This is a genomic window from Oceanitalea stevensii, assembly GCF_014837105.1.
Lineage (GTDB): Bacteria > Actinomycetota > Actinomycetes > Actinomycetales > Actinomycetaceae > Oceanitalea > Oceanitalea stevensii.
In genome coordinates this window covers 127,383-151,872 of sequence record NZ_JACSPO010000005.1, presented here as the reverse complement: position 1 = coordinate 151,872, position 24,490 = coordinate 127,383, and the positions used below count along the sequence as shown (strand labels likewise).

Sequence of the window (24,490 nt, the reverse complement as noted above, 5' to 3'; positions counted from 1 at the left end):
CTGGAAAGACCGACGGCCCCCGACCGGCGTTGTACGCGGTCGGAGGCCGTTCGGCACCGGCGGAGGATGGGGGATTCGAACCCCCGAGGGCGTTAACCCAACACGCTTTCCAAGCGTGCGCCATAGGCCACTAGGCGAATCCTCCTGGCGCGTCGAGAGTACCCGAGGACCGGCCGTGGATCGAACCGCCCGTGCCCAGGTGTGCGCCATCCCTCACTCACGCCCCGGTTCGCGACGTGGGATGGACCGCCCGTCACCGTCCGTTAGACTTGGTGCCGACCCCTCGTGCGGCGTCACCTCACTGAACTCCCCCAGGGCCGGAAGGCAGCAAGGGCAGGTGAGCTCTGGCGGGTGCGCGAGGGGTCCTTTCATGCCTGCACAGGGGGGGGCGCGAGGAGGGGCCTCGGGCGCCTAGAGTCGTGGGGTGAGCACCGCCCTGTACCGCCGCTACCGCCCCGAGACCTTTGCGGACGTCATCGGGCAGGAGCACGTCACCGACCCGCTGCGGGCCGCGCTGAAGTCGGACCGCATCACGCACGCCTACCTCTTCTCCGGGCCGCGCGGCTGCGGGAAGACGACGTCGGCGCGCATCTTCGCGCGCTGCCTCAACTGTGCCGAGGGCCCGACCGACACCCCGTGCGGTGTCTGCCCCAGCTGCGTCGACCTCGCCCGCGGCGGTTCCGGTTCGCTCGACGTCGTCGAGATGGATGCCGCCTCGCACGGTGGCGTCGACGACGCCCGCGAGCTGCGGGAGCGGGCGGCCTTCGCCCCCGCCCGCGACCGCTACAAGGTCTTCATCATCGACGAAGCCCACATGGTGACGAGCCAGGGCTTCAACGCCCTCCTCAAGCTCGTCGAGGAGCCGCCGGCGCACGTGAAGTTCGTCTTCGCGACGACGGAGCCCGAGAAGGTCATCGGGACCATCCGCTCCCGCACCCACCACTACCCCTTCCGGCTCGTGCCGCCGGAGCGCCTGCAGTCCTACCTCGAGGAGCTGTGCACGGCCGAGGGCGTGCGGGTGGCCACGGGCGTGCTGCCGCTCGTCGTGCGCGCGGGCGGCGGCTCGGTGCGTGACTCCCTGTCGGTGCTCGACCAGCTCATCGCCGGCGCCCAGGACGGGGAGGTCAGCTACGAGCGGGCCGTCGCCCTGCTCGGCTACACCCACGCGACCCTGCTGGACGACGTCGTCGACTCCCTGGCCGCGCGCGACGGCGCGAGCCTCTTCCGCGTCGTGGACCGCGTCATCGACTCCGGCCACGACCCGCGACGCTTCGCCGAGGACCTCCTCGAGCGGATCCGCGACCTCGTCGTCATCGCCGTGTCCGGGGAGCACGCGGTCTCCGTGCTGCGCTCGCTGTCCAAGGACCAGTTCGAGCGCATGCAGGTCCAGTCCCAGCAGCTCGGCCCCGCCGAGCTCACCCGCGCCGGCGACCTCGTCAACGACGCCCTCACCGAGATGAGCGGGGCCACCTCCCCGCGTCTCCAGCTCGAGCTCATGTGCGCGCGCCTGCTCCTGCCCGGCGCCGACGACGCCGCCCGCGGCCACGCGGCCCGCCTCGACCGCATCGAGCGTCACCTCTCCGGTGGGGGAGGCGCTCCGGCCGCCGCCCAGCCCGTGCCGAGTCAGTCCGCGCGCGCCCAGGCGACGCCTGTGCCGTCCGCTCCCGCCGAGGCTGCGCCCGCGCCGTCGACCCCGGCTCAGTCCGCGCCTGCGCCGTCCGCCTCCGTCCAGGCCGCTCCCGCCCAGGCCGCGCCCGCTCCCGCCCAGGCGGCGTCCGCTCCGTCGGCGCCGGCCCAGGATGCGCCGGCCCCCTCGGAGGAGGCCCCTGCCCCGGCACAGCGGACGACGCCGCAGGCCGCACCGGCGCCCGCCGAGCCCACACCCGGCCCGGACCGCGACGACCGCCCGCAGCGCGAGGACGCCCGCCGGGCGGAGGAGCAGCCGGACGCCGGTCCGGCTGCCGCCGAGCGTCCCAGGGCCCCCCGCCCCCGCGAGGAGCAGCCCGGACGCGAGGCTGCTGCCCCCGAGCGGGCGGACGACGCACGTTCGCAGGACGCTCAGCGCTCCGCGCCCGCGCAGGAGGACGACCGTCCGGCCGCCCCGCCCCCGCAGCGGGAGCAGCCCGCGTGGGAGGTCGACAGGACGCCCGAGCGACCGGCCGCGTCCCAGCCCCCGGCCGCGCGGCAGGCGGCGGAGCCGCAGTCCGAGGCGGGCTGGGGCAGCGCCCCCGCGAGCCCGGCCCCCGGCGGCCCCACGCCCGGCCGCGGGTCGATGCCGAGCGGCGGCGCCGCGCCCGCGGCTCCCGCGCCGGCGACTCCCGCGCCGGCCGGGCCGGACGCGGACCTCATCCGCCGCCGGTGGCCCGAGGTGCTCTCCACCCTCGCGCGCTTCAAGCGCACCACCTGGGCGCTGGTCTCCCAGAACGCCCAGGTCGGTGAGGTCTCCGGTGGAGTCCTCCACCTCGCCTTCGCCACCTCCGGCCTCGCGCACACCTTCGGCAGCGGTGCCCACACCGAGCACCTCCAGCGCGCGCTCCTCGAGACCCTCGGCGTCCAGCTCCGCATCGAGCCGGTGCTCAGCACCGCGGCCGAGGACGGGCGGCAGGGCGAGGCCCCCTACGCGGCCCCGGCACCGGCCACCTCCTCCGCCTGGGGAGCCCCGGACCCCGCCCCCGCGGCCGAGCCGTGGGGCGAGCCCGCACCCGAGCCGCCGGCCTGGACCAGCGAGCCCGCGGCGCCGCCGAGCCCCGCGCCCGACTCCCGGGCTCCCGCCGCGTCACCGCCGTCGGCCGGCTCGCCGTCGTCGTCCGCGACGGGACGGGACGGCGCGGGACCGCAGGGACGCGCCGCCGCGCCGCGCACGGCGCCGCCCGCACCCGAGCCGCCCGCCGCTGCCCGGATCGCGCCCGCCGACGACGTCCCGAGCATGGACGACCCGGACGCGGAGCACTCCGGGCTCGTCGGGGCGCCCCTCATCGAGCGGATGCTCGGCGGGACGATCATCCACGAGGAGTAGCCGCACCGGGCCGGACCCCCCGGTGTCACCGGGGGGACGTACGCTGTCCAGGTGTACGAAGGCGCTGTGCAGGACCTCATCGACGAGCTCGGTCGACTCCCCGGGATCGGGCCCAAGAGCGCCCAGCGGATCGCGTTCCACGTCCTGTCGGCCGAGACCGCGGACGTCGAGCGGCTCGCGCACGTCCTCACGGAGGTCAAGAGCAAGGTCCGCTTCTGCGAGGTATGCGGCAACGTCTCCGAGGGTGAGCGCTGCCGTATCTGCCTGGACACCCGCCGCAGCGACGACGTTCTGTGCGTCGTCGAGGAGGCCAAGGACGTCGTCGCGATCGAGCGCACCCGCGAGTTCCGCGGGAAGTACCACGTGCTCGGCGGCGCGATCAACCCGATCAACGGCATCGGCCCGGACAACCTCCGCATCCGCGAGCTGATGACCCGCCTGGCCGACGGCAACGTCACCGAGGTCATCCTCGCCACCGACCCCAACATTGAGGGCGAGGCCACCGCCACGTACCTCGCGCGCATGCTCCGTGGGATGGGCATCCCGGTCTCCCGGCTCGCGTCCGGCCTGCCCGTGGGCGGGGACCTGGAGTACGCGGACGAGATCACCCTAGGCAGGGCCTTCGAGGGACGCAGGAGGATCGATGCCTGAGCAGACCGACCCGCAGGGCGCCGAGGTCGCCGACCTCCATGCCCTCGCCGGCGCCATGGCCGCCGAGTCCGAGCGCTTCCTCGAGACGGTCACCCAGGTGGCCGCCGGCGCCCACCCGGACCTCGCCATCTCCCTGCTCCTCCTCGCGCTCTCCGACCTCAGCGCCGCCGGGGCCCGCCTCGGCGCCGTCACCGACGTCGTCCCGCCCCAGCGCTTCGAGCCCGACGACGGCGAGGAGCCCGACGCCGACCCGCTCCGCCTCGGTCTGGCGAACGTCTTCGACGGTCTCGACGAGTACCGCGAGGTCCCCGACCCGCTCGTCGACAACGTCTCCGTCACCGGCATGCTGTCCGCGGACATCGCCGAGGTGGCCCTCGCGCTGCGGCGCGGCCTCATCCACCACCGCGCCGGGAACGTCATCGAGGCGCTGTGGTGGTGGCAGTTCTCCTACCTGTCCAGCTGGGGGGACCGCGCGGCAGCAGCGCTGCGCGCCCTCCTCTCGGTGCTCTCCCACCTCCGTCTCGACGTGCCCGCCGACGTCGCCGCCGACGCCGAGTTCGACGCCCTCCACGCCGACGGCGCGGTCTGACCCCACCCCTTGCGGCCGCCGCACAGGCCCGGCCGCGCCGTGGGGCAGGATGGGCGCGTGCCCCTCGAGCTGGACGTCCTCGGCCTCGTCCTCCTGCTGCTCGCCGGCTTCACCGCCGGCTGGGTGGACGCCGTCGTCGGCGGTGGTGGTCTCATCCAGCTGCCGGCGCTGCTCCTCGTGCCGGGCATCAGCCCGGTCCAGGCGCTGGCGACCAACAAGGTCGGCTCGATCATGGGCACGTCGGTCAGCGCCCTCACCTACTACCGGCGCGTGGGCCCGGACCTGCGCACGGCGGCGCCCATGGCGCTCGCCGCGCTCGTCGGCGCCTTCGGCGGGGCGGCGCTCGCCGCGCAGATCCCCTCCGAGCTCTTCACCCCGATCATCCTCGTCGTCCTCCTCGCGGTGGCGGCCTGGACGATCGCCCGGCCCACGATCGGCGCCCAGACCGACCTGCGCTGGAGCGGCCGGGGCCACCACCTGGCCGCCGCCGCCCTCGGCCTGGGCATCGGCGCCTACGACGGGCTGCTCGGCCCCGGCACCGGCACCTTCCTCGTCATCAGCCTCGTCTCCGTGCTCGGCTACGCCTTCCTGCCGGCCTCGGCGCTGGCCAAGATCGTCAACTTCGCGACGAACGCCGGCGCGCTCCTGTTCTTCGTCCCGCACGGCGCGGTCCTGTGGGGCCTGGGCCTGGCGCTGGGGGCGGCGAACCTCGTCGGTGGGTACCTGGGGGCGCGGATGGCCGTGGCCAAGGGGAGCGGCTTCGTCAGGGTCGTGTTCCTCGTCGTCGTCCTCGCGCTCATCGCCCGTCTCGGCTGGGACGTCCTCAGCGGGTGAGTGTTGACGCAGGTTTTCCAGTCAGCGGACACTCAGATGACCGAGATCTGAGATCGACCTAGACTGTGCTGCGTTCTCGGGGCCGCGCCCCCTCCCGGCCGGCTCCACCTGTACCCAACCAGCGGAGCCCTCTCGTGCCCCTTGTCGTGCAGAAGTTCGGCGGTTCGTCCGTCGCCGACGCCACCAGCATCAAGCGCGTCGCGAAACGAATCGTCGAGACCAAGGAGGCCGGCAACGACGTCGTCGTGGTCGTGTCGGCCATGGGCGACACCACCGACGAGCTGCTCGACCTCGCCGCCTCGGTCACCGCGAAGCCCTCCGAGCGTGAGCTGGACATCCTCCTCACCGCCGGCGAGCGCATCTCCATGGCGATCCTCGCGATGGCAATCACCGAGCTCGGCGTCACCGCCCGGTCCTACACCGGCCAGCAGGCCGGCGTGCTCACCGACGCCGCCCACGGCAAGGCCTCGATCGTCGGCGTCGTCCCCGAGCGCATCGCGCGGACCATCCAGGAGGGCGGCGTCGCGATCGTCGCCGGCTTCCAGGGCGTGAGCGAGAACCAGGACGTCACCACCCTGGGCCGCGGCGGCTCCGACACGACCGCCGTCGCCCTCGCCGCGGCGCTGGACGCCGACGTCTGCGAGATCTACACCGACGTCGACGGCCTGTTCACCGCGGACCCGCGCATCGTGCCCACCGCCCGCCAGATCACCTCGATCACCAGCGAGGAGACCCTGGAGATGGCGGCGCACGGCGCCAAGATCCTGCACCTGCGAGCGGTCGAGTACGCCCGCCGCTACGGGGTGCCCATCCACGTGCGATCCTCCTTCTCCTCCAAGGTGGGGACCTGGATCAGCAACGACGACGACTCCCAGAGCGAGGAGAGCAGCATGGAAGACCCGATCATCGCCGGGGTCGCGCACGACCGCAGCCAGGGCAAGATCACCGTCAAGGGGGTCCCCGACGTCCCGGGTGCCGCCGCCCGCCTGTTCGCGGTGGTCGCCGGCGCCGGTGCCAACGTCGACATGATCGTCCAGAACGTCTCGTCCTCGGCCACCGGCCTCACCGACATCTCCTTCACGCTGCCCGAGGCCGACGGCGAGGCCACCCTCGCCGCGCTACGGGCCGCTGCCGGGGACCTGGGCTACGCGGACCTGCGCTACGACGACCAGATCGGCAAGCTCTCGCTCGTCGGTGCGGGCATGCGCTCCCACCCGGGCGTCTCCGCCAAGCTCTTCGGCGCGCTCTTCGACGCCGGCATCAACATCGAGATGATCTCGACCTCGGAGATCCGCATCTCCGTCGTCACCCGGGCCGAGGTGCTCGACGACGCCGTGCGCGCCGTCCACAGCGCCTTCGACCTGGACAGCAGCGACTCCGAGGCCGTGGTCTACGGAGGGACGGGACGATGAGCACGCACGCAGCAGACCGGGCCGGCGTCACGCTGGCCGTCGTCGGTGCCACCGGGCAGGTCGGCGCCGTCATGCGCCAGATCCTCGAGGACCGCGACTTCCCCGTCGCCGCCATCCGCTACTTCGCCTCCGCCCGCTCCGCCGGCAAGACCCTGCCGTGGAAGGGCGAGGACGTCGTCGTCGAGGACGTCGCGACGGCGGACCTCAGCGGCATCGACATCGCCGTGTTCTCCGCCGGCGGGGCCACGTCCCGGGAGCAGGCGCCGCGCTTCGTCGAGGCCGGTGCGCTCGTCGTGGACAACTCCTCGGCGTTCCGCAAGGACCCGCAGGTGCCCCTCGTCGTCTCCGAGGTCAACCCGCACTCCCTGGAGGACATCCCCACCGGGATCGTCGCCAACCCCAACTGCACGACCATGGCCGCGATGCCGACGCTCAAGGTGCTCCACGAGGAGGCCGGCCTCAAGCGGCTCGTCGTCTCGACCTACCAGGCGGTGTCCGGCTCGGGCGTCGCCGGGGTCCGTGAGCTCGACACCCAGGTGCGGGCCGCCGTCGAGCAGGACACGACGGCGCTCGCGCAGGACGGCTCCGCCGTCACCCTGCCCGAGCCGCAGACCTACGTCGCGCCGATCGCCTTCGACGTCGTCGCCCTCGCGGGCAGCATCGTCGACGACGGCAGCGAGGAGACCGACGAGGAGCAGAAGCTCCGCAACGAGTCCCGCAAGATCCTCGACCTGCCCGGGCTCGCCGTCTCCGGCACCTGCGTGCGCGTGCCGGTGTTCTCCGGCCACTCGCTGTCGATCAACGCCGAGTTCGAGCGCCCGATCTCCGCCGAGCGTGCCCGCGAGCTCCTCGCGGACGCCCCGGGCGTCGAGCTCGCCGACGTCCCCACCCCGCTCGCCGCGACGGGCAAGGACGCGACCTTCGTCGGCCGTATCCGTCAGGACCAGAGCGTCGAGGACGGCCGCGGGCTGGCCCTGTTCGTCGTCGGGGACAACCTGCGCAAGGGCGCGGCGCTCAACACCATCCAGATCGCCGAGCTCCTCGCGGAGAAGATCCTGGCGAGCGCGTAACCCCCACCTCCGCCGAGTACGCACGAACGGTCACCAGCGGGCGCCTGCCAGCGCCCCGCGGTGACCGTTCGTGCGTACTCGGCGACTAGGTGGGGGGGGTGGCGGGTGACGAAGTCGAGCTGCATCCTCATCTGGGTCACGCGCTCGGCGGTGACGTGCGAGCCGTGCCCGCCGCCGTACTGGTAGAGCTCGACGACGCCGCCCCGCTCCCGCAGGGCGCTCTCGTAGCGCTGCACCTGCCGCAGCGGGCAGCGCGGGTCGTTCAGCCCCGCCAGCAGCAGCACCGGCGCCCGTACGGCGTCGACGTAGGTGAGGGGGCTGGCGGCGGCGTAGGCCTCGGGGACCTCCTCCGGGGACCCGCCGAGCAGCGCCCGGTCGACGGCCTGCAGGGTGGGCAGCTCGTCCTCGTAGGCCGCGACGTAGTCCGCCACGGGCACGTCGGCCAGGCCGAGCGCCCACCGCTCGGGCTGGGTGCCCAGGCCGAGCAGCGTGAGGTACCCGCCCCACGACGCCCCGGCGAGCACCGAACGCGCCGGGTCGAGCGTCCCGTCGGCGACGAGGCGGTCGTGGACGGCGGCGATGTCAGCGAGCTCGGCCCGGCCCACGTCGCCCTCGATGGCGTCGCGCCACCGGGTGCCGTACCCGGTCGAGCCGCGGAAGTTGACGCTGAGGACGGCGAAGCCGTGGTCGACCCACGCCGCCAGGGTGGGGGAGAAGGAGTCGGTGCGGTGGTCGGCCGGCCCGCCGTGGACGTCGACGACGACGGGGTGCGGCGCCGTCCCCGTGGCGGGCAGCCGCAGGAGCGCGTGCACCTCGCCGCCGGGACCCGGCACGTCGATGTCGCGCACGCCGACGGACGGTCGGGGACGCGGGCCGACCGGAGCGAGGAGCCCGGCGCCGGTCCGGGTGGTGCGGACGCTGGGCGGCTCGGCGGCCGAGGACCACGAGTACCAGACCTCGCCGTCGGGGCGCGCCGTCGCGCCGTCGACCGTCCCGTCGGCCGGGCCGACGAGGGTGCTGCGCCCGGTGCGCAGGTCGTGGCGGTGCAGTCGGGTGCGCGCCCGGTGGTCCACGGCGAGCAGCACGGCGTCCCCGGACGGGTACCACGTGGCGTCGGCGACCTCGCCGTCGACGTCGAGGGCGAGCTCGCGCCACGCACCGCTGAGGACGTCCCACACCGCGGCCCGTGGCGTGCCGGTGCGCTCGTGGAGGACGAGGAGGCGGGAGTCGCCGGGGAGTGGCGGGAAGTCGAGCGCCCACAGCCCACGCCCCGGGCCGTCGTCGAGCTCGGCGACCGTCGCGCCGGTGTCCGCCGAGAGCACGCGCAGGGCCGGGTGGCGCGGGTCGCCGCCCTCGGCGTGCCCGACGACGAGGAGGTTCCCGTCGTCGCTCAGCGCCGCGGCCTCGGCGTCGTGGTCCCCGGCGTAGAGGAGCACCGGCGCGGGCGTCGCCGAGAAGCCGTCGAGGAAGACCTGGTGGATGGTCGTGCCGGCGTCCGGGTCGGTGCACCCGACGACGCCCGTCCCGTCGCGTGCGAGGTGCAGACCCGCCTGGTAGGCGGGCGGCAGCGGGAGCGGGGTCTCGGCGGACCGGCCGGGCGGGGAGCCGAAGGGCTGGCGCCGCCAGCTGCCCCACTCGTCGCCGTCGGTGTCGTCGAACCACCACAGCCACCGGCCGGCGGGGTCGATCGTCGCGTCGGTCGTCCCCGCGGGACGGTCCGTGGCGACCACCAGACGTCCGGTCCTCGCCTCCCACGAGTGCACCTGCGGGCGCCCGTCGACGGTGGCGACGACGCACGCGCGGTCCGGCGCGTCCGAGGCCCACTCGGGCACCTCGAGCTCCGGCGCCCGGAAGCGCTGCTCCCAGACCGGGGGCGGCCAACCGCCCGGCGAGCTGCGCGCGGCGCGCGTGCGCCGGCCGCTGGAGCGTGACAACCTCGACATGAGCCCAGCGTAGGTCGGTGGCGCGAGCGCGAGACGGAATAGTTGACGGCGCCACGTGTTGACCCGCAAGACAATCCCGATCGACAGGAGTGAGCATGGCTACCACCGACGTCACCGCGACGACCCTCGAGCAGACCATCACGGACAACGACATCGTCCTCGTGGACTTCTGGGCCGACTGGTGCGGCCCCTGCAAGCAGTTCGCGCCGGTCTACCAGAAGGCCTCCGAGAAGCACGAGGACATCGTCTTCGCCAAGGTCGACACCGAGGCCGAGCAGCAGCTCGCCGCGCAGGCCGGCATCACCGCCATCCCCACGCTCATGGCGTTCCGTGAGGGCGTCCTCGTCTTCTCCCAGGCCGGCGCCCTGCCCGGTCCGCAGCTCGAGCAGCTCATCGACCAGGTCAAGGGTCTGGACATGGACGAGGTCCGGGCCAAGGTCGCCGACGCCCAGGCGGAGCAGCAGGCCTGAGTAGACTCGGCCGCGTCTGCGCCGCCACCCCCGCGCGGCGGGGGACGCTGGTTCAGTCCCAGTGAGGTGAGATGAGACGCGTGTCGTGGGGCCTGGCCACGCTGGCGACGGTGGCCGCCCTGCTGGGCGCCGTCCCGGCGCCCTCGCCGACGCCGGAGTCCGGGGATCCCTGGGTGGCTCCCCGGATCCTCGGCGGCACGGGCGTGCCCGACGGCGGACAGGTGCCCGACGGCGGACGCTCACCCGGCAGGAACGGCGTGTCCGTCGACGCCCGTGAGGAGCGGCCCAAGCCGCCCCCCAAGGCGCCCACGCTCACCTTCCTCGCCGAGCAGGGCGGCCTGTGGCGTACCGACGTGCCGCACGACGCCGGTGGGCGGCTGCGGACGGTCCCGGGCGCCGTCGCGGCCCCGCACGAGGCGGAGGGCGTCGTCACCGTGCGCGTGGAGGTCGAGACCGGGCTGGGGGTGGACGGGCACGAGTTCGCCCGTCAGGTCATGGACACGCTCAACGACCCGCGTGGGTGGGGCCACGACGGCTCCGTCGTCTTCGCCCGCACCGACGGCGAGGCGGACGTCGACCTCACGCTCGCCTCACCCGCCACCACCGACGAGCTGTGCGCCCCGGTGGACACCGGTGGCACCGTCTCGTGCGGCCGGGTGGGTTACGCCGTGCTCAACGCGGTCCGCTGGGCGCAGGGCGCCGAGCCCTTCCTCGAGGCCGGTGGGACGGTCGCCGAGTACCGCCAGTACCTCGTCAACCACGAGGTCGGCCACGTGATCGGCCACGGCCACGTCGCCTGCCCGGCCCCGGGCGAGACGGCCCCGGTGATGGTCCAGCAGACCCTCGGCCTGGGCGGCTGCCTGCCCAACGGCTGGCCCGCCGGCTGACCAGAGCGCCCGGAGAGACGCCGAAGGCCCGGAACCTTGCGGTTCCGGGCCTTCTACCGGTCGGGGTGGCGGGATTCGAACCCACGACCTCCTCGTCCCGAACGAGGCGCGCTACCAAGCTGCGCCACACCCCGGTAAAGCCAGATCAGGATAGCGGAGCACCTGCTCAGGAGTGAAACCGGCACCCCGCCGTGTGAGGCATGTCGCTATGCGGTGGCGACGAGCTGCAGGAGGCTGACCTCCGGCCGGCAGGCGAAACGCACCGGCGTGTAGGGGGAGGTGCCCATGCCGGCGGAGACGTTGAGCCACGCCGAGCCCTGCCCACCGGGCGCGTCAGGACGCGGCCCCGGCCACCCGTGGAGCCCGCTCGCCCGCTCCCGGTCGAGGTCGCAGTTCGTCACGAGCGCGCCGTATCCCGGGACGCGGAGCTGACCGCCGTGGGTGTGCCCGGCGAGGATCAGCCCGCAGCCGTCGTCGGCCATCTCGTCCAGCACGCGCGTGTACGGGGCGTGCGAGACGCCGACGTGGAGGTCGCCGTGCTCGCCGCCGGGGGCGGGCAGACGGTCACGCTCGAGGTGGGGGTCGTCGACCCCGACGAAGGACAGCCGCTGTCCGGCGACGTCGAGACTCCCTCGGGTGTTGGTGAGGTCGAGCCAGCCGCCCGACCCCAGCACCTCGACGAGATCGTCGGTGGGCAGCGTCTGCGGCTCCTCGCTCGTCGTGCTCCGCCGCGAGGAGGGCGTGAGGTAGCGGGCCGGGTTCTTCGGCTGCGGGGCGTAGTAGTCGTTGGAGCCGAGGACGAAGACCCCCGGCACGCTGAGCAGCGCGCCGAGCGCGTACGCCACCGAGGGCACGGCCTCCTGGTGGGCGAGGTTGTCCCCGGTCGAGACGACGAGGTCCGGCTCGAGGTCCGCCAGCCGGCGCACCCACTCCTGCTTGAGCCGCTGCGCGGGGGTGAGGTGGAGGTCGGAGACGTGCAGGACCCTCAGGGGCCGGCTGCCCGGCGCCAGCACCGGCACCACGTGGGTGCGCACGGTGAAGAGCCGCGTCTCGGTGACGGCCCAGCCGAGACCGCCGACGGCGGTGAGCGCGGTGGCCCCCGCGAGCTTGCCGAGCACGGTCAGTCGTCGCCCCCGCCGCGGCCGCCGCTCGTGTAGATCGTCACCGTCTCCCCGCGCCGGGCGCTGCTGCCCGCCTCGGGGGTGGTGGCGACGGCCAGGCCCTCCGGCCAGCCGGAGTCGACCGGGTATCCCATGGTGGTGTTGAAGCCGGCGTCCTCGAGGGTCTCGCGGGCGTCCTCGACGCTCTGCCCGCCGATGCTCGGGACGCTGAGGAACTCTCCGCGCACCACCGTGCTCTCCGCGTCGTCGAACTCCTCGATCGGCATGTCCTCGGTGGCCTCGAGCATGTAGGCCTTCCACGTCGGTGCCGCGATGAGACCGCCGTAGACGCGGTCGCGCCAGACGCCGTTGATGACCTCGCCACCCATCGTCTCGTCGGCGTTCGCGTGCCCCATCCACACGGCCGTGGCCATCTGGGGGACGAAGCCGATGAACCAGGCGTGCATGTCGTCGTTGGCCGTGCCGGTCTTGCCGGCCGAGGGCCGCGGGGGGATGCGGGCCGTGGACCCGGTGGAGTCCCACTCGGGGCCCATGACGGCCTGGAGCGCGTGGTTGGCGCCGTTGACGATGTCCTCCTCGAGGACCCGCTGGCAGTCCGACGGCGGGACGGGGATCTCCTCGCCGTTGCGGTCGGCCATGCTCGTGATGGCGACCGGCTCGCAGAACACACCACCGGACGCGAGCGTCGCGTAGGCGTTCGCCATCGACAGGGGCGTCACCGTGTTCGAGCCGAGGACCATCGCGGGGTTGCTCTGCAGCGGCCCACCGCTACCGGTGCGCACCCCCATGTCCGCGGCGGTGCTCGTGATGTCGCACAGGTCCAGCTGCTGGGCCATGACGACGAAGGAGGTGTTGATCGAGGTGCGGGTGGCCTCGAGGACGGTCTCGACGCCACCGCCGAAGCCCTCGAGGTTCTTCGGCTCGTAGTCCCCGCCCGGCCGGAACGCCGGATTCTCCGGGTCGTCGCAGGAGATGTCCCACGTGTCGCGGGGGAAGACGCGGTTGGCGGAGTTCACCCGGTCCATGAGCGAGTGCCCGTCCTTGAGCCACTGGACGAGCGTGAAGACCTTGAACGTCGAGCCGGACTGGAAGCCGGTGCCGCCGCCGTGGGACTGACCGACGTTGTAGTTGACCTGGGTGGCGCGGGGGTCGTCCTCCGAGGCCATCCCGTACCGGGTGTTCTGGGCCATCGCGAAGATCCGGCCGGTGCCCGGCTCGATCGAGGACAGCGCCATCGAGATCCCGGACTCGTCCTCGATCGGGACCGAGTCGGTGACGGCCTCGAAGGCCGCCTCCTGCTTGTCCGGGTCGAGGGTCGTGTGGATCTCCAGGCCGCCGCGGTTGAGCAGCTGACGACGGTCCTCCACCGTCTCGCCGTAGGCCTCGTTGGTGAGGATGTCGTTGACGACGTACTGGCAGAAGTAGGCGGCGTTGCCGGCGACGGCGCAGCCGCGGGGGGTGTCCTGGACGTCGAGCATGTCCGCGACGGGGACCGCAACGGCCTCGTCGTACTGCTCCTGGGTGATGACGTCGAGGAAGAGCATCCGTCCGAGCACGGTGTTGCGGCGCTGCTCGGCGTTCTCCGGGTTGCTCACCGGGTCCCACTTGGCGGGGTTCTGGGTGATGCCCGCGAGCAGGGCGGACTCGGCGATGTTGAGGTCGGCGGCCGTCTTGTTGAAGTAGTGGTGCGCGGCGGACTCGATGCCGTACTGCGAGGGCCCGAACTGCGCGATGTTGAGGTAGCCGGTGAGGATCTCGTCCTTGGACCGCACCTTCTCCAGGGCGATGGCGAGCCGGGCCTCGCGCAGCTTGCGGGCGATGCCCGCCGCGCCGTCGGTCTCGGTGGCCGCCTGGTAGAGCTCCGGGTCGTTGCTGACGCGGCTCTCCTCGACCTGGATGTTCTTCACGTACTGCTGCGTGAGCGTCGAGGCGCCCTCGAGCTCACCGCCACCGACGTTGCGGGCGACGGCACGCAGGATGCCCTCGGGGTCCACGCCGCCGTGGTCGTAGAAGCGGTGGTCCTCGATGGCGACGACGGCGTCCTTGACGTGCTGGGAGATGTCGTCGAAGCCGACGACGACGCGGTTCTCCGCGAAGAAGACCGCCATCTCGTTGCCCTTGGCGTCGTACATGACGCTCTGCTCGGACGGCTCGTCGATCTCGAGCTCGGTCGGGATGTCGCTGAAGAGGTCGGTGGTCGCGTTCCCGACGGCGCCGACGGAGCCGACGGCGGGCAGGAGGAGTCCTGCCGTCAGCACTCCTCCGGCCACGGCGATCAGCAGGAACGCGATCATCATGGCGACGAGCTGGACGGGGCGGACGGCGCGCCCGCGCGGCGTGGGACGTGAGGCCATTGCCCCAGGGTACGGCGCGTGCCTCGCCGAGGGGCGCACGGTGGGGCAGGTCACCGACTTTTCGCAAGGATATGGACATCCAGCATGTGACATGTGACGATTTCGCCAAGGTCACGATTACGCCATAGGCCTTCCACGTCCCGACTAAGAGGTCTAGCGTCGGGATACAGACGAGCGGCAACGATGCCGTGGGAACGCAGGAGGTGGGGCATGAGCACTCACGACGACCAGACGTGGGCCGCACGGGCCGCGTGTCGGACGATCGAGCCGGACGAGCTCTTCGTCCGTGGGGCGGCGCAGCGGGCGGCACGAGAGCTGTGCTTCCGCTGCCCGGTGCGGATGGAGTGCCTGGCCGATGCGCTGGACTCCCACGTCACCTTCGGGGTGTGGGGCGGGCTGACGGAGCGGGAGCGTCGCGCGCTGCTGCGCCGCTACCCCGAGGTGCGGTCCTGGGCCGACCGGCTCCAGGACGAGGAGGACGACATCATCGCCGAGCTCCGCGCCGACCGTGCGCCGCGCATCCTGGCCAAGATCCGCCAGGCCTAGGATGGCGCCATGACGACCTGGGAGTACGCGACCATTCCTCTGCTCATCCACAACACCAAGGCGATCCTCGACCAGTGGGGCGCCGACGGCTGGGAGCTCGTCCAGGTGGTGCCGGGCCCGACGCAGAACCCCGTCGCCTACCTCAAGCGCCCCAAGGCATGAGCATCGCCCGGCGTCTCCAGGAGCTCGGGCTCTCGCTGCCGCCGGTCGTGCCGCCGGTCGCGAGCTACGTGCCCGCGGTCCGTCACGGTGACCTCGTGTGGACCTCGGGCCAGCTGCCCATGGTCGACGGCGCGCTGCCCGTGACGGGCAAGGTCGGCGACGGCGAGGGGCTGGTCGCGCCCGCGCAGGCCACCGAGCTCGCCCGCGTCGCGGCGCTCAACGCCCTCGCGGCCGTCGCCGCGAAGGTCGGCAACCTCGACGCCGTCGTCCAGGTGGTCAAGGTCGTCGGCTACGTCGCGAGCGACCCCGCCTTCACGGGCCAGCCGGGCGTCGTCAACGGTGCCTCGGACCTGCTCGGGGAGATCTTCGGGGAGGCCGGTCGCCACGCGCGCAGCGCCGTCGGCGTCAGTGCCCTCCCCCTCGACGCGCCCGTCGAGATCGAGCTCGTCCTCGCCGTCGCCTGACGCCCCCCGCCCCACACACGCCGAGAGCCGGGTTCCTCCACGGAGGAATCCGGCTCTCGGCGAATGTGGGGGCGGGAGACGCGGGTCAGCGGGCGCGGCGCTTGAGGCGCTCGAGATCGAGGATCTGCACGGCGCGGCCCTCGAGGCGGATCCAGCCGCGGGAGATGAAGTCGGCGAGGGACTTGTTGACCGTCTCGCGGGAGGCGCCGACGAGCTGGGCCAGCTCCTCCTGGGTGAGGTCGTGGGCCACGCGCAGGCCGTCGGGGGTCTGCTCGCCGAAGCGGACCGACAGGTCGAGCAGCGCCTTGGCCACGCGGCCGGGGACGTCGGAGAAGACGAGGTCGGCCAGCGCCTCGTTGGTGCGGCGCAGGCGGCGGGCCAGCGCGCGCAGCATGTGCTTGGCCAGCTCGGGGCGCGTGTCGAGCAGGTGCATGAACGGGTCGTGCTGCAGCTCGAGCAGACGGGCGGTGGCGACGGCGGTGGCCGTGGCGGTCCGCTCGCCGGGCTCGAAGAGCGTGAGCTCACCGAGCAGCTCGCCCGGGCCGAGGATGGCCAGCAGGTTCTCCCGGCCGTCGGTCGAGCGGTGCCCGAGCTTGATCTTGCCCTCGATGACGAGGAAGAGGCGGTCCCCGGGGTCACCCTCGTGGAAGAGGGTCTCCCCGCGACGCAGGCTCACCTCGTGCATGGCCTCGCGCAGGGCCGCTCGAGCGTCGTCGTCGAGGGAGGCAAAGAGGGGCACGGAGCTGATCGCGGAGTCGTCCACGTTTGCTTCCTTTTCACGTCGGTGTCGGCGGCCGGGCCGGAGCCCATGGCGACCATCCTGCCACTGAGAGCAGGCTGCCGCCCGTAACCTGGCCCGGTGAGCACCGACCTGCCGCTCGCCGAGCGTGGCCCGGCCCCCGCCGTCGAGGTCGACGACGTCCTCACCGAGGAGTGGCCCGACGCCCGCTGCGAGCTCGACTTCACCTCCGCCTTCGAGCTCCTCGTCGCCACCGTCCTGTCCGCGCAGACGACGGACGTGCGGGTGAACTCCGTGACCCCCACGCTGTTCCGGCGGTGGCCCGGGCCGGCCGAGCTGGCGGCCGCGGGCCAGGCCGAGCTGGAGGAGGTGCTGCGGCCGCTGGGCTTCTTCCGCGCCAAGGCGACCTCGCTGCGCGGCCTCGCGGCCGCGCTGCTCGCCGACCACGACGGTGAGGTGCCGGCGGACCTCGACGAGCTGGTGAAGCTCCCGGGCGTGGGCCGCAAGACGGCGAACGTCGTGCTCGGCAACGCCTTCGGCGTCCCCGGCATCACGGTCGACACCCACGTCGGACGGCTGGCGCGCCGCCTGGGCTGGACCGAGAACAAGGACCCGGTGAAGGTGGAGCGGGACATCGCCGCCCTCGTGCCGGCGGAGCGGTGGACGATGCTGTGCCACCGGCTCATCTTCCACGGGCGCCGCGTGTGCCACTCCCGCCGGCCCGCCTGCGGCGCCTGCGTGCTCGCCGGCGTGTGCCCGAGCTACGGGCTCGGTGAGACCGACCAGGAGGTCGCCGAGGGGCTCGTGCGCCGTCCGGACTGACGCCGCTCAGTCGGGGAGGCCGGCGAGGAAGTCGAGGAGGAGCCCGGTGACGGCCTCGGGTGCCTCCTCGGGAAGGAGGTGGCCGGCACCCGGGACGACGGCGGTGCGCAGCAGGCCCTGCACGTGGGCCGGGTCCGCCGCGAAGGCGGCGGCCGGGGTGAAGCGGTCGGCGCCGCCCCGCACGCTGAGGACCGGCACGGTCACCGGGTGCGCCATGGCGGCGAGGTAGCGGCGGCCGTCGGGCCGCGGGGTCGAGCGCACGAGCCAGCGCAGGTGCTCGAGGCTCGCGTGGGCCACCGACGGGAGGCGGACCGCGGTCTGGTAGGCGCGCAGCTCCTCGGGCGGCAGGACCCGGCCGGGCGCCGAGAGGTCGGTGAGGACACGGGTGAGGAGGTCGCCGCGGCGCAGCGCGTGCTCCGGGAACCACGGCACCTGCACGCGGGCGAGGAAGGCACGGGCACGCGCACCGAGGTGGTTGCGCGGGCGCAGCAGCGGCACCGGGTGCGGGGCGCTGAGGACGGCGACGGCGCGGGTGACGCGCGGCTCGAGAACCGGCATCGACCAGGCGAGCATGCCGCCGAAGCTGTGGCCCACGACGACCGCCCGTTCGCGGCCGAGCGAGCGGACGACGCCGCCGACGTCGGCGGTGAGCACCGGCGTCGCGTGCCCACCGGGCGGCTTGTCCGAGCCGCCGAAGCCGCGGATGTCCATCGCCGCGACGCGGTAGCCGGCGTCGGCCAGTGCGGTCAGCTGGTGGCGCCAGGCCCACCAGAACTGGGGGAAGCCGTGGAGCAGGACGACCAGCTCACCGGACTCCGGGCCTGCGAGGACGACGTGGAAGCGCGCGCCGTTCGCCGGGACGAACCGGTGCTCCCACGGTCCGTCCTGCCACACCACACTCTGTCCACTAGCCACGAGGGGAGCGTAGACGGTCCGCGATCCCCGGCCGCCCGTGCGCGCCGAGAGCTGAGCCGTTCGAGGAACAGCTCAGCTCTCGGCGGTAGCGGCGGGGGCTACTTCTGCATGCCCGCCGAGATCTGGTCCATGACCGTCGAGTCGGCCAGCGTCGTCACGTCACCGACGGTGCGCTTCTCGGCGACGTCACGCAGGAGGCGCCGCATGATCTTGCCGGAGCGGGTCTTGGGCAGCTCGGTGACGACGAGGATCGACCGCGGCTTGGCGATCGGCCCGATCTCCTTGGCCACGTGGGCCCGCAGCTCGGCGATGTGCTCCTCGGCGCTCGCCTCGCTGGCGGCCGCGGCCGCCTCGCCGCGCAGGATGACGAAGGCGACGACGGCCTGGCCCGTCGTGTCGTCACTGGCCCCGACGACGGCGGCCTCGGCCACCGTGGGGTGGGAGACGAGCGCGGACTCGATCTCCGTCGTCGAGAGCCGGTGACCCGAGACGTTCATGACGTCGTCCACGCGCCCGAGGACCCACAGGTCGCCGTCCTCGTCCTTCTTGGCGCCGTCGCCGGCGAAGTAGATGCCGGGGAAGCGGGACCAGTACGTGTCGTGGAAGCGCTGCTCGTCGCCCCAGATGCCGCGCAGCATCGCCGGCCACGGCTCGGTGAGGACGAGGTAGCCGCCCGAGCCGGCGGGGACGGCCTCGCCCTGCTCGTCGACGACGTCGGCGCTGATGCCGGGCAGCGGGGTCTGGGCAGAGCCGGGCTTGGCGGCGGTGACGCCGGGCAGCGGGGAGATCATGATCGCGCCCGTCTCCGTCTGCCACCACGTGTCGACCACAGGGGTGCGGTCGCCACCGATGACGCGGCGGTACCAGACCCACGCCTCGGGGTTGATCGGCTCACCGACCGAGCCGAGCACCCGCAGGGAGGACAGGTCGAAGCGGCCGGGCTCCTCCTCGCCCCACTTCATGCAGGTGCGGATCGCGGTGGGCGCGGTGTAGAGGATCGTCACCTTGTACTTCTCGACGATCTCCCACCAGCGGCCCTTGTGCGGGGTGTCGGGCGTGCCCTCGTACATCACCTGGGTGGCGCCGTTGACGAGCGGCCCGTAGGTGACGTACGTGTGACCGGTGACCCAGCCGATGTCCGCGGTGCACCAGTAGACGTCGGTCTCCGGCTTGAGGTCGAAGACGTTCTTGTGGGTGTACGCGGACTGCGCGAGGTACCCGCCGGTCGTGTGGAAGATGCCCTTGGGCTTCCCGGTGGTGCCGGAGGTGTAGAGGATGAACAGCGGGTGCTCGGCCTCGACGTCCACGGGCGCGAAGTCGGTGCCCTGGCGGGGGACGATCTCGTCCCACCAGACGTCACGGTCGTCGTGCCAGGCGACGTCCTGCCCGGTGCGCCGCACGACGAGGACCTTCTCCACCGGTGTGTCGCCGCTGGCCAGGGCGTCGTCGACGGCGGGCTTGAGGGCGCTGGGCTTGCCGCGCCGGTAGCCGCCGTCGGCCGTGATGACGACCTTCGCCGACGCGTCGTTGATGCGGGTGTGCAGCGCCTCGGCGGAGAAGCCGCCGAAGACCACGGAGTGCGGGGCGCCGATGCGCGCGCAGGCGAGCATCGCGACGACCGCCTCGGGGATCATCGGCAGGTAGATGGCCACGCGGTCACCGGTCTGCACGCCGAGCTCGGCGAGGGCCGCGGCGGCGCGGGCCACCTCGTCACGCAGCTGCGCGTAGGTGATCGTGCGGGTGTCGCCCTGCTCGCCCTCCCAGTGGATGGCGACCCGCTCGCCGTTGCCTGCCTCGACGTGGCGGTCCACCGCGTTGTACGCGGCGTTGAGCCGGCCGTCGCCGAACCAGCGCGCCCGCGGCGCGTCGGACCAGTCGAGGACCTCGGTGAAGTCCGTCGACCAGGTGAGCAGCTCGCGGGCCTGCTCGGCCCAGAACCCCAGGCGGTCGGCCGCCGCGCGGTCGTAGAGCTCCGCGGTCGCGTTCGCCTGGGCGGCGAACTCGGGGCTCGGCGGGAAGCGGCGCTCCTCGACGAGCAGGTTCTCCAGGCCGCCGGCTCCTGCCTCGGCGGAGCCGGGCGCAGCGCTGGTGTGGTCAACCATGTTTCCTCCGGACGACGTTGTTCGTTTCCATCGCCGTGCCCCCGTATGGCCGGGATCACATCGGCACGCCTCGAATGTACCGTTCGTCCGCCGCTCGCGGGCACGGCGTCCGGAGCCCCGGCACCCCGCGAGCTCGAAAACGATCTCTGATACGTTGCCCGCTGGTCACGGCGTCGTGACCTGTGTCACTGAGAAGGGGGAGACCATGACACACCAACCCGGAGCCCTGAGACAGCCCACCGCGGAGGAGTTCCAGGCCGTGCAGGAGTCGGCGGAGTTCCGCCGCCTGCGCAGCAGCTTCCGCTCGTTCGCCTTCCCGATGACGGCGGCGTTCCTCGTCTGGTACCTGTCCTACGTCCTGCTCTCGACCTACGCCGAGGACCTCATGTCGCGTGAGGTCGTCGGCAACCTCAACGTCGGCCTGCTCTTCGGCCTGGGCCAGTTCGTCACCACGTTCCTCCTCACGTGGCTCTACGTGCGCCACGCGAACAAGTCGCTCGACCCCGTCGCCACGCGGCTGCGGACCGAGCTCGAAGGGGGCGTGTGATGGACGTCGGCAACCCCTGGCTCAACATCGGCATCTTCCTGCTCTTCGTCGTCGTCACCCTCGTCATCGTCGTGCGGGTGTCCCGGACGACGACGAGCGTCGGCGACTTCTACCACGGCGGGCGCAGCTTCTCCGGGCGCCAGAACGGCATCGCCATCGCGGGCGACTACCTCTCCGCGGCCTCGTTCCTCGGCATCGTCGGCGCCGTCGCGCTCTACGGCTACGACGGCCTCCTGTACTCCGTCGGCTTCCTCGTCGCCTGGCTGGTGGCGCTCCTGCTCGTCGCCGAGCCGCTGCGCAACACCGGCAAGTACACGATGGCCGACGTCCTCAGCTTCCGGATGAAGCAGCGGCCGGTCCGCACCGCCGCGGCGACGTCCACCCTCGCGATCACCTTCTTCTACCTGCTCGCGCAGATGGCGGGCGCGGGTGCCCTCGTCTCGCTGCTGCTCGGGGTGGAGAGCCGGGCGGGGCAGTCGCTCGTCATCGCGATCGTCGGCGCGCTCATGATCGTCTACGTGATGATCGGCGGGATGAAGGGCACCACGTGGGTGCAGATCATCAAGGCCGTGCTCCTCATCGCCGCCGTCGGCGTCATGACCGTGTGGATCATGGCCTCCAACGGCTTCAACCTCAGCGCGCTGCTGGGTCGGGCGGTCGACGCCCACCCCGAGGGCGGGGCGATCCTCGAGCCGATGCTCCAGTACGGCACCTCGGACACGAGCAAGATCGGCTTCGTCTCGCTGGCCATCGCGCTCGTCTTCGGCGCCGCCGGCCTGCCCCACGTCCTCATGCGCTTCTACACGGTGCCCAGCGCCAAGGAGGCACGTCGCTCGGTGGTCTGGGCGATCTCGCTCATCGGCTTCTTCTACCTGTGCACGCTCGTGCTCGGCTACGCGGCGGTCTACCTCGTCGGTGCCGACACGATCCGCAACGCCCCGGGCGGCTCCAACGCCGCCGCCCCGGCGCTGGCCTACGAGCTCGGCGGCACCCTGCTGCTCGGCATCATCGCCGCGGTCGCCTTCGCGACGATCCTCGCGGTCGTCGCCGGCCTGACGATCACCGCCTCGGCCTCCTTCGCGCACGACGTCTACAACGGTGTGCTCAAGGAGGGCAAGGCCTCCCCCGAGAAGGAGGTCAAGGTGGCCCGCCGCACCGCCGTCGTCATCGGGGCGATCTCGATCGTCGGCGGGATCCTCGCGGCCGAGCAGAACGTCGCGTTCCTCGTCTCGCTCGCCTTCGCGATCGCGGCGAGCGCGAACCTGCCCTCGATCCTCTTCTCGCTGTACTGGAAGCGTTTCAACACGCGCGGGTCGACGTGGAGCATCTACGGCGGGCTGCTCAGCGCGCTGCTCCTCATCACCTTCTCCCCGGTGGTGTCCGGCAGCGAGACGGCGATGATCGCCGGCGCCGACTTCGCGTGGTTCCCGCTGTCCAACCCCGCGATCGTCTCGGTCCCGCTGGGCTTCTTCCTCGCCTGGCTCGGGACGGTGACCTCGAAGGAGCACAACGACGCGAAGCAGGCGGAGATGGAGGTCCGCTCGATGACGGGCGCCGGCGCGGAGCGCGCCGCCAGCCACTGACGGACAGGGAACGGGCCGGCCGCGGGAGATCCCGCGACCGGCCCGTTCCGCTGTGCTCAGGCCTCGACGGCGGGGCGCACCTCGCGGCGGCCCTGGCGGCGGGCGCCGTGGGAGACGACGCCGACGAGCACGAGGGCGACGCCGACGGCGACGAGCCGGCCCGTGCTGCCCGAGGCGACGAGGTGGTGGGCGACGTTGTCACCGAAGTCGCCCAGGCCGGCGAGCCACGAGTCCACCGGCTCGAGGAGGTCCTGGGTCCACGCGGGGACCGCGACGAATGGCACCCCGAGGACGATGACCAGGGCGCCGGTGACGATCGCGCCCACCGAGCTCCACCGGGCCGCGAGGAGGACGACGACGAGCACGAGCAGGCCACCGGCGAGCTCGAGCAGCGCCGCGACGTTGAGGTTCGCGGTGTCCCACGGGTTGCCCTGCGGGAGCGTGAGCCGCGCGCCGGCGTCGGCCAGGAGGTACCAGGCGACCGGCGTGAGGAGCAGGGTGAGCAGGATCGTGAGGACGTGCGCCTTGGCCCGCGACGGCGGACGGGTGTGGGCGGTCGTCCCCTCGAGGACGACGTCACGCTCGGGCCGGGCCCGCTCCTCCTCGGCCGGGCGCTCCGCCGGGGCGACGGGCTCCGGGCCGGCGGCGGCCCCTGCCCCTGCGCCCGCGCCGGACAGCCACGGCGCGGGGGTGGTCGCCGTGGGCTCGGGCTCCGGGCGGGGCTCGGGCTCGACGGCGCGCTCACCGGTGAGGTAGGCGGCGCTGCGGTGCTCGGCGAGGCCGGAGCGCGGTACCGGGCGCTCGGCCTGGTGGGTGCGCAGGACCTGGGTGCGCTCGGCGTCGCCGGTCTCCTCGCTGAGGACGGTGGTCGGCTCGCCGTGGGTGCCGGCCGGCTCGGCGTCGGCGGCGGTCCGCTCGGCGTCGGGGGTGGCGCGGTGCTCGGCGCCCGTCGCGTCGTCCACGGGCTGCTCACCGTCGCCGTTCAGAACAGGCGCGGCCGGAGCCGGACCGGGGTCCTCGGCGGGGGCCGCTCGCTCCGGGCCGGCGTCGGTGGGGACCGGGCCGGTGTCGCCGTCGACCGGCCGCGTGGACGTGGCCGGCCGGGCGCCGTCGTCCTGCGCGAGCCAGGGTGCGTCGTCGGCGGGTGGTGCGGGGTCGAGCCGCTGCGACCACGGCTCGTCGGACGGGGCCGGGGCCGCGCCGTCCGGGTCGGTCGCGGCGTCGGCACTCACCGGCTGGACCGGCTCGTCGGGGTTGTCGCGCTCATAGGGGTTGTCGGACACGTCGCCTCCTCGGGTCTGCGATCCTCAACGTAGCGAGGCGCGGACGTGGGGCGGGGGGCGGCGCGCCGGTCAGCGCTCGGCGCGTCGGCGAGCCCGCCACGCGAGGGCGGCGAGCAGGGCCGCGCCGGCAGCCACGGCGAGCAGCGCACCGGGGCGGCGGCGGGGCCGCACGGGCACGGGGCGGGAGAAGTCGCGCACCTGCCAGCCCTGCGCGATCGCGTGCCGCCGCAGCGCACGGTCCGGGTTGACCGCGACCGGGTTGCCGACCGTCTCGAGCATCGGCAGGTCGGTGACGGAGTCGCTGTAGGCGTGGCTGGTGGCGAGGTCGTATCCGCGCTCGCGGGCGAGCTCGCGGATCGCCGTCGCCTTCGTCGGCCCGTAGGCGTAGAACTCGAGCTGGTCGGTGAAGCGGCCGTCGGTGACGACGGGCCGGGTGGCGATGACGTGGTCGGCGCCGAGGAGCTCGCCGATCGGGCGGACGACGGCCTCGCTCGACGCGGAGACGACGACGACGTCCTCGCCGGCGGCCTGGTGCGCGGCGATGAGGTCGAGCGCCTCCTGGTAGACGACGGGACGCACGTGCGAGTCGACGGCCGCGGCGGCCACGGCCTCGGTCCGGGCCGCGTCCCAGCCGAGGGAGACGCGTGCGAGGCGCTCCTTCATCCGTTCCGTCTGGTCGTGGTCGGCGCCGAAGGAGAGGTAGCCGAGCTGCGCGTACAGGCCGCGCAGCGCCCCGGCGCGGGTGAGCAGGCCGTCGGCGTAGAAGGCCTTGGACAGGGCGAGCGACGAGGAGCCGGCGATGACGGTCTTGTCGAGGTCGAAGAACGCCGCTGGGCGCCCCGGGGACGTGTGTGGCACGGATGAACCTCCTTCCCCCGACCTTAACGGCCCCCTCCGACGTCCCCCCCCTCGAGGACGTGTCCGACAGGTGAGACGTGCGCTCGTCGCTGCCCGAGCGGGAGGGCTAGATTGCGCGGCAC

At 73.2% G+C, this 24,490-nt stretch carries 21 protein-coding genes, 2 tRNA genes, 1 other RNA gene and 1 pseudogene; 15 read left to right on the top strand and 10 right to left on the bottom strand.

Features of this window, described 5'->3' with window-relative positions; genetic code table 11:
- Positions 1 to 60 precede the first annotated feature (60 nt).
- Positions 61 to 145 (bottom strand) — tRNA-Ser (locus H9624_RS10790).
- A gap of 129 nt (positions 146 to 274) precedes the next feature.
- Here H9624_RS10790 and ffs point away from each other — a divergent pair.
- The 7 genes from ffs to H9624_RS10755 all read left to right on the top strand — a co-directional run bounded on the left by ffs (position 275) and on the right by H9624_RS10755 (position 7,572).
- An RNA gene (gene ffs / locus H9624_RS10785) (signal recognition particle sRNA small type) lies at positions 275 to 371 on the top strand.
- A 53-nt stretch (positions 372 to 424) separates the two neighbouring features.
- Positions 425 to 3,016, top strand: a complete 2,592-nt coding sequence (locus tag H9624_RS10780; RefSeq protein ID WP_251839894.1) for a DNA polymerase III subunit gamma and tau — start codon at positions 425 to 427, stop codon at positions 3,014 to 3,016.
- Positions 3,017 to 3,067: 51 nt separating this feature from the next.
- Entirely contained in the window at positions 3,068 to 3,667 is a 600-nt protein-coding gene (recR, locus tag H9624_RS10775; protein WP_251839893.1) for a recombination mediator RecR, read from the top strand.
- On the top strand, positions 3,660 to 4,256 hold the full coding sequence (locus tag H9624_RS10770) for a DUF5063 domain-containing protein (protein WP_251839892.1): 597 nt from the start codon (positions 3,660 to 3,662) through the stop codon (positions 4,254 to 4,256). The genes recR and H9624_RS10770 overlap by 8 nt, the downstream gene beginning before the upstream one ends.
- Before the next feature lie 57 nt (positions 4,257 to 4,313).
- Positions 4,314 to 5,090, top strand: coding sequence for a sulfite exporter TauE/SafE family protein (locus tag H9624_RS10765; RefSeq protein ID WP_251839891.1), 777 nt, complete (start codon positions 4,314 to 4,316; stop codon positions 5,088 to 5,090).
- A 134-nt stretch (positions 5,091 to 5,224) separates the two neighbouring features.
- The gene (locus tag H9624_RS10760; protein ID WP_251839890.1) at positions 5,225 to 6,502 is read left to right on the top strand and encodes an aspartate kinase; all 1,278 of its coding nucleotides are present in this window, start codon (positions 5,225 to 5,227) and stop codon (positions 6,500 to 6,502) included.
- The gene (locus H9624_RS10755; protein WP_251839889.1) at positions 6,499 to 7,572 is read left to right on the top strand and encodes an aspartate-semialdehyde dehydrogenase; all 1,074 of its coding nucleotides are present in this window, start codon (positions 6,499 to 6,501) and stop codon (positions 7,570 to 7,572) included. Before H9624_RS10760 ends, H9624_RS10755 begins: the two co-directional genes overlap by 4 nt.
- A 98-nt stretch (positions 7,573 to 7,670) precedes the next feature.
- Here the strand turns inward: H9624_RS10755 and H9624_RS10750 are convergent.
- Positions 7,671 to 9,515, bottom strand: a pseudogene (locus tag H9624_RS10750) (S9 family peptidase); the annotation flags it as partial.
- A 95-nt stretch (positions 9,516 to 9,610) separates the two neighbouring features.
- On the opposite strand from H9624_RS10750, the gene trxA reads away from it, so the two are divergent.
- Positions 9,611 to 9,985, top strand: a complete 375-nt coding sequence (trxA, locus tag H9624_RS10745; protein ID WP_251839888.1) for a thioredoxin — start codon at positions 9,611 to 9,613, stop codon at positions 9,983 to 9,985.
- 71 nt (positions 9,986 to 10,056) lie between these two features.
- A complete protein-coding gene (locus tag H9624_RS10740) occupies positions 10,057 to 10,872 on the top strand; it encodes a DUF3152 domain-containing protein (RefSeq protein WP_251839887.1) in 816 nt (271 codons plus the stop codon).
- 60 nt (positions 10,873 to 10,932) lie between these two features.
- On the opposite strand, the gene H9624_RS10735 is transcribed toward H9624_RS10740, so the two are convergent.
- From H9624_RS10735 to H9624_RS10725, 3 genes are all read right to left on the bottom strand, one after another.
- Positions 10,933 to 11,006, bottom strand: a tRNA-Pro gene (locus tag H9624_RS10735).
- 72 nt (positions 11,007 to 11,078) lie between these two features.
- On the bottom strand, positions 11,079 to 11,996 hold the full coding sequence (locus H9624_RS10730) for a metallophosphoesterase (RefSeq protein ID WP_372435135.1): 918 nt from the start codon (positions 11,994 to 11,996) through the stop codon (positions 11,079 to 11,081).
- On the bottom strand, positions 11,993 to 14,347 hold the full coding sequence (locus H9624_RS10725) for a transglycosylase domain-containing protein (RefSeq protein WP_251839885.1): 2,355 nt from the start codon (positions 14,345 to 14,347) through the stop codon (positions 11,993 to 11,995). Before H9624_RS10725 ends, H9624_RS10730 begins: the two co-directional genes overlap by 4 nt.
- A 210-nt stretch (positions 14,348 to 14,557) precedes the next feature.
- Here H9624_RS10725 and H9624_RS10720 point away from each other — a divergent pair, with 210 nt between their 5' ends.
- The 3 genes from H9624_RS10720 to H9624_RS10710 are packed head-to-tail and all read left to right on the top strand — an operon-like array spanning position 14,558 to position 15,519.
- Positions 14,558 to 14,893: a WhiB family transcriptional regulator gene (locus tag H9624_RS10720; RefSeq protein ID WP_251304544.1), complete on the top strand. Its 336-nt coding sequence runs from the start codon at positions 14,558 to 14,560 to the stop codon at positions 14,891 to 14,893.
- A 9-nt stretch (positions 14,894 to 14,902) separates the two neighbouring features.
- The gene (gene sp36, locus H9624_RS10715; protein WP_110851617.1) at positions 14,903 to 15,055 is read left to right on the top strand and encodes a Sp36 family protein; all 153 of its coding nucleotides are present in this window, start codon (positions 14,903 to 14,905) and stop codon (positions 15,053 to 15,055) included.
- A complete protein-coding gene (locus tag H9624_RS10710) occupies positions 15,052 to 15,519 on the top strand; it encodes a RidA family protein (RefSeq protein WP_251304545.1) in 468 nt (155 codons plus the stop codon). The genes sp36 and H9624_RS10710 overlap by 4 nt, the downstream gene beginning before the upstream one ends.
- Before the next feature lie 85 nt (positions 15,520 to 15,604).
- On the opposite strand, the gene H9624_RS10705 is transcribed toward H9624_RS10710, so the two are convergent.
- Positions 15,605 to 16,282, bottom strand: coding sequence for a Crp/Fnr family transcriptional regulator (locus H9624_RS10705; RefSeq protein ID WP_307784954.1), 678 nt, complete (start codon positions 16,280 to 16,282; stop codon positions 15,605 to 15,607).
- Positions 16,283 to 16,378: 96 nt separating this feature from the next.
- On the opposite strand from H9624_RS10705, the gene nth reads away from it, so the two are divergent.
- Positions 16,379 to 17,080 (top strand): endonuclease III, encoded by a 702-nt coding sequence (nth, locus tag H9624_RS10700; protein WP_251839884.1) that lies wholly within the window; start codon positions 16,379 to 16,381, stop codon positions 17,078 to 17,080.
- A gap of 6 nt (positions 17,081 to 17,086) precedes the next feature.
- Here nth and H9624_RS10695 read toward each other — a convergent pair whose 3' ends face one another.
- Both H9624_RS10695 and acs read right to left on the bottom strand, forming a co-directional pair.
- Positions 17,087 to 17,995 (bottom strand): alpha/beta fold hydrolase, encoded by a 909-nt coding sequence (locus tag H9624_RS10695; protein WP_251839883.1) that lies wholly within the window; start codon positions 17,993 to 17,995, stop codon positions 17,087 to 17,089.
- Between the two features lie 98 nt (positions 17,996 to 18,093).
- On the bottom strand, positions 18,094 to 20,097 hold the full coding sequence (acs, locus tag H9624_RS10690; RefSeq protein ID WP_251839882.1) for an acetate--CoA ligase: 2,004 nt from the start codon (positions 20,095 to 20,097) through the stop codon (positions 18,094 to 18,096).
- A 205-nt stretch (positions 20,098 to 20,302) separates the two neighbouring features.
- Between acs and H9624_RS10685 the strand changes: the two genes are divergently transcribed.
- Together H9624_RS10685 and H9624_RS10680 are read left to right on the top strand one after the other, a co-directional pair.
- Complete coding sequence (locus H9624_RS10685; RefSeq protein ID WP_251839881.1) at positions 20,303 to 20,644, top strand: DUF485 domain-containing protein; 342 nt, start codon at positions 20,303 to 20,305, stop codon at positions 20,642 to 20,644.
- Entirely contained in the window at positions 20,644 to 22,227 is a 1,584-nt protein-coding gene (locus H9624_RS10680; RefSeq protein WP_251839880.1) for a monocarboxylic acid transporter, read from the top strand. Before H9624_RS10685 ends, H9624_RS10680 begins: the two co-directional genes overlap by 1 nt.
- A 56-nt stretch (positions 22,228 to 22,283) precedes the next feature.
- Here the strand turns inward: H9624_RS10680 and H9624_RS10675 are convergent, their stop codons facing one another.
- Both H9624_RS10675 and H9624_RS10670 read right to left on the bottom strand, forming a co-directional pair.
- Positions 22,284 to 23,510, bottom strand: coding sequence for a hypothetical protein (locus tag H9624_RS10675; protein ID WP_251839879.1), 1,227 nt, complete (start codon positions 23,508 to 23,510; stop codon positions 22,284 to 22,286).
- A gap of 69 nt (positions 23,511 to 23,579) precedes the next feature.
- The gene (locus H9624_RS10670) at positions 23,580 to 24,368 is read right to left on the bottom strand and encodes an HAD family hydrolase (RefSeq protein WP_251839878.1); all 789 of its coding nucleotides are present in this window, start codon (positions 24,366 to 24,368) and stop codon (positions 23,580 to 23,582) included.
- Positions 24,369 to 24,490: the final 122 nt, after the last annotated feature.